At 58.8% G+C, this 12,396-nt stretch carries 15 protein-coding genes; 6 read left to right on the forward strand and 9 right to left on the reverse strand.

Features of this window, described 5'->3' with window-relative positions:
* Positions 1 to 14: 14 nt before the first annotated feature.
* Positions 15 to 1,664, reverse strand: coding sequence for an HDIG domain-containing metalloprotein (locus ABIQ96_RS19300; protein WP_348216273.1), 1,650 nt, complete (start codon positions 1,662 to 1,664; stop codon positions 15 to 17).
* Between the two features lie 139 nt (positions 1,665 to 1,803).
* Here ABIQ96_RS19300 and ABIQ96_RS19305 point away from each other — a divergent pair, with 139 nt between their 5' ends.
* The 4 genes from ABIQ96_RS19305 (at position 1,804) to ABIQ96_RS19320 (ending at position 3,925) form a co-directional block, all read left to right on the forward strand.
* Positions 1,804 to 2,031: a hypothetical protein gene (locus ABIQ96_RS19305; RefSeq protein WP_348216274.1), complete on the forward strand. Its 228-nt coding sequence runs from the start codon at positions 1,804 to 1,806 to the stop codon at positions 2,029 to 2,031.
* Positions 2,028 to 2,612 (forward strand): nucleotidyl transferase AbiEii/AbiGii toxin family protein, encoded by a 585-nt coding sequence (locus tag ABIQ96_RS19310; protein ID WP_348216275.1) that lies wholly within the window; start codon positions 2,028 to 2,030, stop codon positions 2,610 to 2,612. The genes ABIQ96_RS19305 and ABIQ96_RS19310 overlap by 4 nt, the downstream gene beginning before the upstream one ends.
* A gap of 43 nt (positions 2,613 to 2,655) precedes the next feature.
* Complete coding sequence (locus tag ABIQ96_RS19315) at positions 2,656 to 3,603, forward strand: glycosyltransferase family 9 protein (RefSeq protein WP_348216276.1); 948 nt, start codon at positions 2,656 to 2,658, stop codon at positions 3,601 to 3,603.
* 76 nt (positions 3,604 to 3,679) lie between these two features.
* Positions 3,680 to 3,925, forward strand: a complete 246-nt coding sequence (locus ABIQ96_RS19320; protein ID WP_348216277.1) for a hypothetical protein — start codon at positions 3,680 to 3,682, stop codon at positions 3,923 to 3,925.
* Here the strand turns inward: ABIQ96_RS19320 and ABIQ96_RS19325 are convergent, their stop codons facing one another.
* The 8 genes from ABIQ96_RS19325 to ABIQ96_RS19360 all read right to left on the reverse strand — a co-directional run bounded on the left by ABIQ96_RS19325 (position 3,926) and on the right by ABIQ96_RS19360 (position 10,608).
* A complete protein-coding gene (locus ABIQ96_RS19325; protein ID WP_348216278.1) occupies positions 3,926 to 5,194 on the reverse strand; it encodes an MFS transporter in 1,269 nt (422 codons plus the stop codon).
* A gap of 87 nt (positions 5,195 to 5,281) precedes the next feature.
* Positions 5,282 to 5,614, reverse strand: a complete 333-nt coding sequence (locus ABIQ96_RS19330; RefSeq protein WP_348216279.1) for an RNA 2'-phosphotransferase — start codon at positions 5,612 to 5,614, stop codon at positions 5,282 to 5,284.
* A gap of 287 nt (positions 5,615 to 5,901) precedes the next feature.
* Complete coding sequence (locus tag ABIQ96_RS19335; RefSeq protein ID WP_348216280.1) at positions 5,902 to 7,083, reverse strand: serine protease; 1,182 nt, start codon at positions 7,081 to 7,083, stop codon at positions 5,902 to 5,904.
* Positions 7,084 to 7,337: 254 nt separating this feature from the next.
* On the reverse strand, positions 7,338 to 7,535 hold the full coding sequence (locus ABIQ96_RS19340; protein ID WP_348216281.1) for a hypothetical protein: 198 nt from the start codon (positions 7,533 to 7,535) through the stop codon (positions 7,338 to 7,340).
* Positions 7,536 to 7,563: 28 nt separating this feature from the next.
* Positions 7,564 to 8,169 (reverse strand): hypothetical protein, encoded by a 606-nt coding sequence (locus tag ABIQ96_RS19345; protein ID WP_348216282.1) that lies wholly within the window; start codon positions 8,167 to 8,169, stop codon positions 7,564 to 7,566.
* A 6-nt stretch (positions 8,170 to 8,175) separates the two neighbouring features.
* The gene (holA, locus tag ABIQ96_RS19350) at positions 8,176 to 9,327 is read right to left on the reverse strand and encodes a DNA polymerase III subunit delta (RefSeq protein WP_348216283.1); all 1,152 of its coding nucleotides are present in this window, start codon (positions 9,325 to 9,327) and stop codon (positions 8,176 to 8,178) included.
* Positions 9,328 to 9,435: 108 nt separating this feature from the next.
* Positions 9,436 to 9,966, reverse strand: a complete 531-nt coding sequence (tadA, locus tag ABIQ96_RS19355; protein ID WP_348216284.1) for a tRNA adenosine(34) deaminase TadA — start codon at positions 9,964 to 9,966, stop codon at positions 9,436 to 9,438.
* 54 nt (positions 9,967 to 10,020) lie between these two features.
* Positions 10,021 to 10,608 carry a hypothetical protein gene (locus tag ABIQ96_RS19360; RefSeq protein ID WP_348216285.1) on the reverse strand — a complete coding sequence of 196 codons (588 nt, stop codon included), beginning with the start codon at positions 10,606 to 10,608 and terminating at the stop codon, positions 10,021 to 10,023.
* A 141-nt stretch (positions 10,609 to 10,749) separates the two neighbouring features.
* Here ABIQ96_RS19360 and rpe point away from each other — a divergent pair, with 141 nt between their 5' ends.
* Both rpe and ABIQ96_RS19370 read left to right on the forward strand, forming a co-directional pair.
* On the forward strand, positions 10,750 to 11,418 hold the full coding sequence (gene rpe, locus ABIQ96_RS19365; protein WP_348216286.1) for a ribulose-phosphate 3-epimerase: 669 nt from the start codon (positions 10,750 to 10,752) through the stop codon (positions 11,416 to 11,418).
* Positions 11,415 to 12,344, forward strand: a complete 930-nt coding sequence (locus ABIQ96_RS19370) for a hypothetical protein (protein WP_348216287.1) — start codon at positions 11,415 to 11,417, stop codon at positions 12,342 to 12,344. The genes rpe and ABIQ96_RS19370 overlap by 4 nt, the downstream gene beginning before the upstream one ends.
* Positions 12,345 to 12,396 lie beyond the last annotated feature (52 nt).

Consider the following 12,396-nt stretch of genomic DNA (forward strand, 5'->3'; position numbering starts at 1 on the left):
TTGAAAAAGGAAACTCAAGCACGCTTCGGCATCGGGATGACCCGGCCGCCCTGGGTGGCGTCGTTGGTGATCCGCTTGGTGGCCGTGGCTGAGGAGGAATCATCCTTCGGATAGTCGATCCGGCTATGAAGCATGCTGCGCAGGGTGCTGGTGAAGCTGTCCTTGAGGATGGCGAGCTCGCGGAGTGTTAGGGGGCAGTCGTCGAGCTGGCCGTCGTTGATCTTCGCCCGGATGAGGTCTTCGACGAGCGCGCGGATTTTCGCGGGAGTGGGTTTTTTCAACGAGCGCGAGGCGCTTTCGATGGTGTCCGCCAGACAGATGATGCCGCTTTCGCGGGTGCTCGGACGCGGGCCGGGATAGCGGAAATTCTTCTCCTCGACCATCGGCAGGTCCTCGGGATTTTCGAGACGGCGATCCACTTTTTCCAACTCGGATTTTTTCTGCTCCTGTGCTTTCCGATAGAAAAAATAGACCAGCGAATCGCCGTGATGTTCCTGAATCACGTCGATGATCCGCGGGTTGAGTTTGTGTTTCACCGCGAGATCGATGCCGTCCTTGACGTGGGCGATGATGATCAGCGAGCTCATCGTCGGCGTGAGCGTGTCGTGGGGATTTTCACCGCCACCGTGCTGGTTCTCGATGAAATAGCCGGGCTTCTTGAGCTTGCCGACGTCGTGGAAATACGAACAAACGCGGCACATCGGAGCGTTGGCGCCGATTTTCTCCGCAGCGGCTTCGGCCAGCGAGGCGACGATCAGGCTGTGGTGGAAGGTGCCGGGCGCTTCGAGTTGCATTTGGCGGAGCAGCCTGTGATTCAGGTCGCTGAGCTCGAGCCAACTGATGTCCGTGGTGAGATGGAACGTGCCTTCGAAAAGCGGCAGCAGGCCGCTGATGAGAAGCGCGGTGAGAACCGCCGTGCCGAATGCCGCCGCGCTGCCGGTTCCTAACAATTGCAGATGGTCCACCGCGTTCGGTCCGAAACAATCGGCGATGTTGAGTCGTCCCAGCACCGCGCCTGTGACCAAGGTCACCGCGCCGATGTAAATGCCGGCCTGCAGGAGTTGGAGGCGTTTGCGAACCTGATAGGCGAGCAGGACGCTCGTCATTCCGCAGACCAGACTGAGAATCATGTAGCCGAGGACGTCGCCTTGAGGAACCAGCAGACAGCCGATCAACGTGACGTAAACTGCGGAAAACGCAGCGACCGCCCGACCGAGGAGTACGCCGTGAAGCATCGGGGCCAGGGCGAACGGTACGGCGAAAAACCGGTAGATTTCGGGAATCGTCCCCGCGTCCACCAGCGCCATGACCGCTTTGACCATCAGCAAATGGCCGACCACGCCGCCAAGGACCAGCACCACGCGGCTGTTCCGGCGGCAGGAATCCTGCAAGCTGACCTGGAACATCACGATGGCGGTCAGCGCGATGATGAATCCGTAAATCGCACCCTTGAAAGGATCTTCCGCAAAGGCAGTTCCCGGAGCGGCCTTGAGCACGAGCACCGCGATGCCTACCGCGACGGTGGCGTAAAGCGCGAGTTTCACCCAAAAGCTGTCCTCCAAGGCCTGAATGACCGGATTTTCGCTGTGAACACGGCGTTTTTTACCTGACGAAAGCCCTTCCCGGGCCAACCGCCAGCGTTTGATGGCATCCAAAAATCCCACGGCGGTAAATAAATCGTTTGGCGGGCAGAAGTCCGAGGTGGATTTCCTGCCGGGCGGTGAAACTACGCCGGGTTTTCCCCCTTGGCAATCCGCAAATCCGGGGGCTTGATCGGGCGTTTGGGTTGTGTAAACTGCGCGGATGGAAGGATTGATCGCCAGCGATGCCCGATTTGCCGAGAGGGCGAAAATCAAGCAGGCCCGTGCGATGTCACCGGAAATGAAATTCCGGGCGGGTGCCGATCTGTTCGAAGAAGCCTGCTTGTGGACGCTTGCGGGAATCGCCGCCAAGTTCCCGCATTTCACGGAAAGCGAACGCCGCCGGGAACTCCGCCGCAGGCTGGAACTTGCCGAGCGCCTGATGCAATGAACGGCACGCAATCGCTGTTGGAATTGGTTGTGGTTTTTGACCGTGCCGAAATTCCCTACATGATCGTCGGGTCGTATTCCTCGAATTATTACGGCATCCCGCGTTCGACAAAGGATGCGGATCTGGTGGTGCATCTGCCCTCGGCAGAATGGGCGAAATTGCCGGATATTCTGCCGGAAGGAATCGAGATGGATGACCAAACGAGCTTTGAAATGGTCACTTCAACGCGGCGGGAATTGTTACGGGTGAAAGACAGCTTGTTTCAGATCGAGTTGTTTCGCCTCAGTGACGATCCCCACGACCGCTCCCGTTTCGAGCGTCGGGAATGGGTTGAAATTTTTTCAGGGGTGAAGGTTTTCCTTCCGACGGCCGAAGATGTGATTGTCCAAAAGCTGCGTTGGGGCCTCGGAGCGAAGAGGCCCAAGGATTTCGCGGATGTGGTGGCGGTCATGCAGGTGCAGGGACAAGCGCTGGATTGGCCCTACATCGAGAAATGGTGCGGCGAACATGGAACGATGGGGGGGCTTGCCCAAGCCAAGGCCAAGGCCGATGCGGCGTGGGAGGATGATGAAACCACCTGATTTTGCGATTCCCGTGCCGCCCTGTGGCGGTTAGCGTCCGCCGGTGTCGACAAATTCCGGACAAATGTTGGTGGCCGCGCCGGAGCGGTGGGATGAGGCGTGTTTTGCCGTCCCGGCGGTGCGTGCCTTGGCCGCCAGTGGCTTGGAAATTGGAATTCTCTGCACCGTGGAACAGCGCGAATTTTGGGAAACCGTGGGAGGTCTGACGGTGGTCGATTTCCCGGCGCGGTCGAAAACCAAGGCCGTCGCCGCGAAAATTTCTGACACCTGGCAAGCCTCGCTCGCTTGGGAAAACGGGCCGGCCGCCGAGATTTTCAAACTCGCCCGCATCCCCAGACGCCTGGGGCCGGACGAGCGGAAATTGAAAAAACTGCTGACCCACCCGATGGGATTTGCCGCCGGTCCGCTGGAGCATCGGGTCAGGCACTATCTCGCGGCGGTCGAGGAATTGGGAATCGATACCGCGCGGCCGGAATATTTTGTGCCCGCCGATCTGGGAATCGAGCCGGTGGCGGGCGCGGTCATGCTTTGTCCGGCGTCCGACTTCGGCCCGAATCACGAGTGGCCGCTCGAAGGCTGGGAGGAAATCGCGAATGCCATTTTAAAAACCGGACGCCGCATTACCGTGACGAGTATCGATGGCGGTCGGCGTTTGGCCAAGCGCCTCGTCGACAAGCTGGGCGACGGGGTGGAATTTTTCCACGCCAATCCTCTCGGATCGACCCTGCCGGTGCTCGCGGTGCACGGCTTGGTCATCTCTGCCGATGGCTCGCTGCCCCACCTCGCCGCCCACGCCGGGACGACCTGCGTCACGCTCTTCGGCCCGAATGATCCCGCTTGGAAAAGACCGCTCGGCCGACGGCACGCCGTGGTCCGGCGGCACGTCGAATGCGCGCCCTGCCTGCTGGACAAGTGCCCGCTGGACATGCGTTGCCAGAAGGAGCTGGAGGCGGCCCGGGTGTGGACCGCCATTTCGGAAAAACTCGTGTAACCGGCTCGTCGGAGCCGCATTGCTGCGCGGTAGGAAAATGAATGGACGGCCTCGCGAATGGTGAGACAGTCCATTCATGAATAACGCCAAATGGATTGCCTTGCGCTGGTCGCTATTCCTTTTGCTGGCCATCTGCGGACTGAGTGTTCTCGGAACGCGCAAAAATTCGCAGGAAGTCAAAATTGCCAACCTCCAAGTCGAAATTTCAACATTGAGTCAGGAATGCGCCCGGACGAAGTCGGTGGCGTTTCAGTTCAAACAGGAACTTGATCTGCTCAAGGAGGAGATCCGGCGGAAGGATCAGGCAAGCGTGGCCAAATGATCATTCGGCCTGATTGTGCTCCGGCAACAGCAGCGCGAAAAACGCCGCTGGGATGAACAACCATGACGCCATCAGCAGCACTCCGGCGAAGTCGCCCTGGACCTTATTGAAGATTCCGAAAAACACCACCCCCGCCGCCGACAGGATGCGGCCGATGTTATAACAGAAACCCGCGCCCGTGCTCCGCAGCAACACAGGGAACAACGGCGGCAGGCACATCGTGAACAAACCGAAACAGCCTTGCATTAGGCCGATGACGGCAAACAGTCCATAAGTCACCTGCAAGCTGTGGATGCTGGAAAATGTGAACCACATCACCACGAAATAGCCGGCTAACATCAGCGCGATCGCTTTTCCGTAGCCCATGAGTTTCGCCAGCCCGCCCGCCGTGAAATTTCCGATCAGCGAGCCGACCATGATCCACAACAGCGCCATCACCGTCGCTCCGTCCTTCGCCGTTTTCGTGTTGCCCACCTCCGCCATGCTGCGGATGTAGCTCTGCTGCCAGAACATGAACGTCCAATGCGCCGTTAGGGAAACCGCGCAGATCAGCATCACCCGCCATGTGATGCTCCGCACCTCCGGCCCGAACAATTCCCGGATCTTCGGCGCGGGCTGGTCCTTCCGCGCCTCGCTCCACTCCTCCGTCTCCGGCACCGCCCGGCGGATCCACAGCGTGATGAATGCGGGCAACACGCCGACGAGGAAAATCCACTGCGGCGGATGACCTTTCAGCAATGCCCCGGCCAGACAGGCTAACAAAATTCCGCAGTTCACCGCGCTTTGCAGTGTCGCCGCGATCCACGGTCGCCACTTTTTCGGCCAAGTTTCCGATAGAAGCGAAGCCCCCACCGCCCACTCGCCGCCGATGCCGAGCGCGGCGAGAAACCGGAACACCATCAGATGCCACCACTCCTGCGAGAAATACGACAGCCCGGTGAAACAGGCATACGTCAGGATCGTCAGCACCAGCGCCTTGCTCCGGCCTAGCAGATCCGCCACCCGTCCGAAAAATCCTCCGCCCAGCGCCCAGCCGACAAGAAATGCTGCCTGGATGATCGACGCTTTTTTCCCCACCTCCGGGTCCGATTCGCCCGTCATCAGCAGCTGCGCCACGAACGCCGTCGCGACCAGCGTGTAAAGATGCATGTCCAGCCCGTCGAACAACCACCCCAGCCATGCAGCGAGTCCGGACCGCACCTGCTGCGGTGATAGATCCCGAAGACTGCGGACTTCGGTGGCGGAGGATGGGGGTGAAGCGTGGCTCATGGGATGCGGCGAAAATAAGGGGAATGGATCTCCGGTCCATTCAATTGCGGCCACGCTGGAGAAGAAGGGACCGGAGATCCCTTCCCCCTATATCTGAATTGCCCGGATGCGTTGGGTCGCCCGGTTCCACTCGAAGCCGGGATTCCCATCTTCGCCCATCAGTTTTTCGAGAGCGTTGGGAGTGAACTTCACGCCGTATTTTCCGGCTCTTGTAAATAGCTGATCCACGGCGGTCCAACCCTCTGAATCCAATTTCAGGCCGATGGCGCGCGGGTCGTCGCGCAGGACGAGGGTGAGGAAATTTTTCAGACGAGCGGATTCCGCAATCGCTGGGTCCGGTCGGGGGGCGCTTTTGCGTGGGATCGGATAGATCTCGGTTTTTTCCGGCGGTTCTTCCCATTTGGGCAGCCCGCAGTGCACGCATTTCTGTGGTGAAAAATTCCAATTGAACCCGAATGGTTTGAAGAAAAAGAATTCGTCGCATTTTGGGCAACGGAAATTCCGCGCCGGCATCTCCAGGAATACGCACAACAGGAAAACCGGGAACAAGATGGCTTGCGATAGGTGCAGCGAATCCGCAAACACGAGACCGATCCAGGTAGGCAGGGCGACGCATTGCGCGATCCGGGAAATTTTGTTCCACCGCCGGTAATGATCCCACGCGGATTTTTTCCCGTCACTCATCGTTGTTTCCGAACGCTCTATCACTACCTCAGATTCTCCAGATTCGTCTTCAGCGCGGTGAGGCATTCCTTGCGGGCCTGGACGGATGCCTCGGCGTGGTTGCGGTGGAACCAGGCGAAATCCTGCGGTTTCAGCGCTTCATTGGATCTGACGGCTTGCGACTGGATCTGGCCTAGCAGACTGCTGAACTTTTTCCTCAAATCCGCATCGCTCACTCCGGTTTTGCGGGAAGCGAGTTCGGTGTTCATGGTGATCAACGCCTTGACCGATGCGTTTTCCATATTCTGTTGGATGATCTGCATGGCGGTGGTGCCTTGTCCCACCTCGGTATCGAGTCTCAGGCCGGATTTCAGCGGCTGCAATTGCGCCACGGCGAAACAAAGCCGCGTCTGGTTGTCGAATTCCGCCAGCGATTTTCCTTCCGCAAGGAAAGTGCCGATTTTCGTTAGCTTCCACTTCCACTCCTTGTTCAGCCGGCAGGCGAATCGACGGACCTCGCCCTGACGCGTGCCTTCCGACCAGAGATCCTTCCGTTCGCTGGTTAGATGGGTGACGAGTCCGACGGCTTTGCCGGACGCCTGTTCCACCACCGGCCCGCCGCTGTTGCCTTGGATGATTCCGGCATCGACCTCCAGCGTATCGCCGCTGGTGCCGAGGATTTTTCCCTGCTCTACGGAAACCACGCCGTTGCCGCCGCCATTGCCGAGCGCGGCGATCTTCGTGTTGATCTGCAACAGCGAATCCGCCGGGACGATTTCCAGAAAATCCTTCACGTCCTCAAGAACCTCCAACCTAACAAGGTCGGCACCCTCGGCCGCTTCGAGCGCGCCGAATTTTTTGAACGCGGTGCCGTTGGCATTGCGGATCGTCAGCTTGCTGTTGCCGGAAAAAACGTGCGCGGCGGTGTAAACATACTTTTTTCCGTCGGCAGAGACAATGAACCCGGTGCCGACCGAGACATCGCCCTCGATGATGAGCACGGCATTCGAAATCCGCGGGTTGATCCGGCCGTCGCTTTCGAAAATTCCGTTCGCGGTGACGGGCTCCGGCGTTTCGTTTTTTGCGGCTAGCCTGGCCTTCTCGTTTTCCAACTCCGCCATCTTGCGTTCAAGTTCCTTGATCCGATCCTTGTCGGCGTCGTCCGCCTTGCAGACCATCGGGAGAAAGCAAAGCACGAGTGCGGGGAGGAGCTGGATCTTTTTCATCGGAAAGGAACAGTCCGGAAACGATAACGGTTTTCACCACGAAGGAAAGCAGGTTCAGACTCTCCGCAAGATCCGGGCTGTTGTCCACATGGACCTCGCCTCGCATCCGGGAAATCCAAGCGGCTCAACATCTTTTTTACCGAGCGAGTTCTCCGCCGCATTGATGTTGTTGCGCAGAAAAATGAGGAGTCGCGTTCCGGCTATTTGGCGCGGGTGGCGTTTGAGTCCCCGTGAAAATTCTCTACTGCCGTGTATCAGGATTTGTGGAAAATGGCTCCGCTGTCTGCTGTGAGCCGATAGGACTCCTTGGACTGCGTGCAGCCTGCTGCCGCTTTGGCTAACGCAGCCTGCTGCGGGCCGGATGGAGGGGTGGCGGTTCCCCGTGAAAGCAGCGTCCACTCCCGGCCAGCAGGCTGGCTGATGAAAGCGGCAGCAGGCTGCACGCAGTCCAAGGCGGGATCCGCAAATGAATCTCCTCAGTCATCGGCGCGCCCTGATGCGGTCGCCGGACTGATCCCATTCGAGTAGAGATTCTTCCGTGGATGCGGTCACGTTTGTGAGATTCTCGCGGATGAGCTTGAAACCGTAGCGATTCGCGCGGGTCAGCAAGTTGTTCACGTCGGCCCAGCCTTCGGAATCCAGCGTGAGGTGAATGGCTCCCGGATCGTCGCGAAGGACGAGGGTGAGGAAATTTTTTACGCGAAGACGTTCGGCAACCGCTGGATCAGGTTTGGGGTTGTGCGGTAAATCGGCAAAGGCTTCCGGTTCGACAAAAGTTGCTTCCTCCCATTTGGGCAACCCGCAGTGACGGCAATTTTTTGTCCAAGGATTCCAACTTCCGTCATAAAAGAACTGATTGCCGCACCGCGGGCACTTGTAGTGTTGCAGGCGAGTCAAAGATACGAAAGGCGGGAGGAAGGCCAAGAATGCGCGCAACCATTCGGGCAGAGGTAGATAGGATAACGTGAAGTATAACAATAAAAACCCGGGGATGGATATCCACATCGCCTTCCGCCACCACCGATAGGTATCCCACCCGGATTTTTGTGGGCCATTCATCGGTTCTTCAGGAGTTTCTCCGTTCACGAGATATTACCTTCTCCGTGTCGGCGCTTTCCTAGCGGACGCGATTTCCACGATGAGGCGGTGCAAGATGAGCCGGTGGTCGAGGCCGGTGGTGACTAACGCCTGGTCGGCCTTGAGGGTGGCTTCCATGACTTGTTGGAGGCCGGTGAGTTCGAAGTTCTTCGCGTTGTCGGCGGCGAGGAAGATGGGGAAGACGTTGACGCCGGAGCCGTCTTTTTTCTGCGGGAGCCAGGCGCGGTCGGATTCGGGGAGGCGGTTGAGGCCGCCGGAGAAGGCGCTGTAGTTGCCGGTCGGGACTTTGAATTTCTCGATGATCAGCTTGGCCATGAAGAGGTTTCTAACCACGCCGATGATGGAGGCGCGCATGATGCCGATGGCGGATTCGTCGGCTTCGAGCTGTTGGTCGATGAGCTGGATGGCGCGGCCGGCGTTGCCTAACTGGATGGCCTTGCCGATTTCAAAAACGACGGCGGCGCGGCTGAGCGGGACGAGCACGCGGACGTCGTCCTCGGTGACTTCGCGGCGCTCTTCTCCCAGATAGAGGTCGAGTTTTTCCAGCTCGTTGCCGATCTGTTGGGACTGCTCGCCGGCGAGCATGACGAAGAGCTCCATGGCATCGCGATGGAAGCTGAGACCGAGTTCGCGGGCGCGCTTGGTGACGAGCGAGGCGACCTGGTCCTGCCAATCGTCGCGGCTGGTGTCGATGCGGTCGTGGACTTGGACGTCGGCGGCTTTTTCGATGAATTTCCAGAACCCGCGGCGCTTGTCGATGCCTTGGGCGGTCATGAGGAATTTCACGCCGTCCGGGATGCCTTTTTCCAGAGTGGTGCGGAGGGATTCGACTCCGGCTTCGGTGCGTTGGGAACGGCCGGTGACGTTGTCGGCGAGGAAATTCGCGTTGCGCAGCCAGACGACCTTGTCGCCGCCGAACATTGGGAGGGTGAGCAGGGCTTGGACGGTGCTGGAGCAAATTTCGAAGGCGGACTCGGAGTTGTCGGCGATGCCGTCGATGGTCTCGTGGGTGAATCCGTCGTCCACGCCGCCGGTGAGCTGGTTATAGAGGAGCAGCGCCTTTTCGCGGACGAGCCCTTCATCGCTGCCGACGACGGCGTAGAAATTTCCGGATTTCTGGGGAGTTGTCTTCGGTTTCGCGGCCACGGGGATTTTTTAAAGGGGCGAGGAGGGCGGCGCAAGTGTGGGGAAAAATGTGTCCCGACTGTCTCAGTCGGGAGTGGGGAATCCGGCTGAGACAGCCGGGACACGTTTTCAGATCTCCGGTTCCGGCGAGTCGCCATTCAGGCGCTCGATTTTTTTCCGCTCCCTTGCTTCGCGGAAGAAGCTTTGGAGTAAATAGAGGCATTCCTCGCCGAGGACGCCAGCGGTCACGTCGCAACGGTGGTTGAGCGGGGGATTGGCCTCAAGCAGGTTGATCCAGCCGCCGGCGGCTCCGGCCTTGTTGTCCGGGCAACCAAAAACGACTCGCTCGGGCCGGCAATGGACGATCGCTCCGGCACACATCGGGCAGGGTTCCTTGGTGACGTAGAGCGTGCATTTTTCCAGCCGCCAATCGCCGAGAGCCTCCTGGGCAGCGGTCAATGCGAGCATTTCCGCGTGAGCGGTGGCGTCCTTGAGGATTTCCACCTGATTCCAAGCGCGGGAAATGATCTTTCCTTCGCGGACGACGACGGCACCGACGGGGACTTCCCCGGCGGCATAGGCTTTACGGGCTTCGCGCAGCGCCTGGCCCATGAAATAGGCGTCGCTGTGCAGGTCGATGATGGGGCCTTCGTTTTCCACGCAGGAAGTGTGCGACGGTCCTCCCTCAAGCGGAAGTTTTTCCTCCAATAGGCGTCAAAAGTGGGATCCCCTTCGATTCGTTCTTCTGAAGATGGCAAAGACCGCTGAAACGGAGATCAATGCCAAACCGCAGGGCTCGGGAATGATTCCGTTGTTGGATGACGAAGTGCTGCCATCCGAAAAGGTTGCGGTCCAATATGCTGAAGTAGTAGCGCTCCCAAACGCGTTCGTGTGCATCGCCACAAAGGCGGGTGCATTTTGGTTCGTGAGCCCGTTTAACTGTCGGTTGGTAGGAACGGTTTTGAAAACAATGCGTGCCCAATACCTTTCTGCCGTACTCTCGATTACCGTCGTGCTCGCAAGATCGCTCGATTTAAATAGGAAGGCCGCGCCGAGAATCTGGTGGATGCCCAATCCGCTCACCAATGGTAGATTATTGTAATCCAACTCCAAACTGGTGATCGTCCGGCCCCCTGCCAACAAGGAATTAATATCCCATGGAAGCGTATAGGTATCGGAATGGTCCGTTCCCGAAGGAACAGGAACCGTGGTCCAGTCCAACAAGGTGAGAACCGCGGCCGAAATAGGCTGGCTCAGATAAAGGAGTCCGGCAGCTCCAAGCAGCGGCGTGACTGGTTTCATGTGACCACGGCTTAGTTTCATGAACAGGTACCCTAACGGGACGTTCATGTGTCCGTCAATGTGCTATTTTTTCAATCGAACACTGATATCCCCGGAAAATTTTCCGTGCATCGCCTGCAGTTCGCGGTTCGTATTCCGCCCGTGATTCCTAAAAATTTCAAAGACCGGGTGATTGCCCCTTCGTTGCTGGCAGCGGATTTTTCACGGATCGGCGACGAGGTCAGCCGGGCGATCCACTCCGGGGCGGACTGGATGCACATGGACGTCATGGACGGGCATTTCGTGGACAACATTTCCTTCGGCCCGGCGGTGATCCAGACGGTGCATGAGTCGAACGATATTTTCCTGGATGTGCATCTGATGATTTCGCGGCCGGATCACTATTTGTCGCGGTTCATTGCTGCCGGATCGGACCTGATCACGGTGCATGTCGAGGCGGAGCACGATGTGGCGGAAACGCTGGGCCGGATCCGCGAGGCGGGCTGCCAGGCGGGGCTCGCGATCAATCCGGCGACGCCATTGAAGGCGGCCGAACCGTTTCTCGATCAAATCGACCTGCTGCTGTGCATGACGGTTGTTCCCGGCTTCGGTGGACAGGCGTTCATGCCGGAAGTGCTTGAGAAAATCGAAGCCGCGGCGAAGTTTCGGGAGACAAATGGCCTGTCCTACCACGTTGAAGTGGATGGAGGCATCGACGCCGTCACCGCCGCCCGCTGCTTTGCCGCGGGGGCAAATGTGATGGTCGCCGGTTCCTCCACCTTCCGCGCGCCGGATATGGCCGCCGCCATTCGCTCCATTCGCAACTCATGAAATCCAACGTCATTCTTCCCGCCGCCACCGCCCTGATCGGGTTTTCCCTCGCTTGGATCGCCAAGCCGGGCGTCACGATGGTTTCCGCTCCAGTGGCTTCAAAAACGGAGGAATCCACCGCCGCTCGACCGCCCCGGACTGAGACGAATCCAAAAACGCCGACGAATGTCGGCAAGCGCCCCGTCGAGGTGAAAGCCGGGGATTTCCCGCTAGCCGAGCAAGCGGAAAAAGGGCCGAAGACGGGTGAGGAAGCGAAAATGCTGCGCCTCACGGAAGCGCTTGGCCTATCGATCGACCAGCAGGGTTCCGTCATCCAACTCATCAGCGACTCGCAGGCCGCGGTGAATCTGGACGTGTCCGCCATCGAGGACCTGACCACCCGTGGCAAGGCGATCGAGGCGGGTTTGCAGAAAATCCTCACCCCCGAGCAGTTCGCGAAATTTCAGGAAATCCAAGAGCGCGAGCGCGACAATCGGAACGAGTTCCGCGCCCAGCGGATGCTCACCGAAGCCATCGAATACATCGATCTTTCGCCCGAGCAGCGCGAGGAAATCGCCAGCCGCCTGCGCCAGAAATCGAAATCCGATCTGCAGTCGATCCCGGCTGCGGCGACCCTGTTGTTCTCGAAATCGATCCTGCCCACCGGCGGCAAGGAGATGACCCCGGAGGGCGTCCTTCTGCTCAACCAAATGGGCGAGAAGATCACGATGGGCAATCCCGAAGAGATCCAGAAAAATCTGATGAACCGCCAGAAGCAGGAGCTGGAGGAAACCCTCAAGTGTTTCGATGGGATTCTAACGCCCGGCCAGATGGGTCAATACCAGGCGGCTATCATCGAGAAGCGCGAGACGATGAAGCGCCTGCAAGACCAAGTGAACCAGGGAAAACTGGCTGCGCGTCCTTCCTTGCTGGAACCGGGGGAGTAGGGTCAGGAAACTCCCGCCGGCTCGTTCGGTCTGTGATATTGCCAATCCTTCG

Source organism: Luteolibacter sp., from assembly GCF_039920825.1.
Classification (GTDB): domain Bacteria; phylum Verrucomicrobiota; class Verrucomicrobiia; order Verrucomicrobiales; family Akkermansiaceae; genus Luteolibacter.

Coding starts and splice junctions, on each gene's coding strand:
- ABIQ96_RS19325 (WP_348216278.1), bottom strand. CDS start 5,194: ATGAGCCACGCTTCACCCCCATCCTCCGCCACCGAAGTCCGCAGTCTT.
- ABIQ96_RS19370 (WP_348216287.1), top strand. CDS start 11,415: ATGAAATCCAACGTCATTCTTCCCGCCGCCACCGCCCTGATCGGGTTT.
- ABIQ96_RS19320 (WP_348216277.1), top strand. CDS start 3,680: ATGAATAACGCCAAATGGATTGCCTTGCGCTGGTCGCTATTCCTTTTG.
- ABIQ96_RS19360 (WP_348216285.1), bottom strand. CDS start 10,608: ATGAAACCAGTCACGCCGCTGCTTGGAGCTGCCGGACTCCTTTATCTG.
- ABIQ96_RS19305 (WP_348216274.1), top strand. CDS start 1,804: ATGGAAGGATTGATCGCCAGCGATGCCCGATTTGCCGAGAGGGCGAAA.
- ABIQ96_RS19335 (WP_348216280.1), bottom strand. CDS start 7,083: ATGAAAAAGATCCAGCTCCTCCCCGCACTCGTGCTTTGCTTTCTCCCG.
- ABIQ96_RS19310 (WP_348216275.1), top strand. CDS start 2,028: ATGAACGGCACGCAATCGCTGTTGGAATTGGTTGTGGTTTTTGACCGT.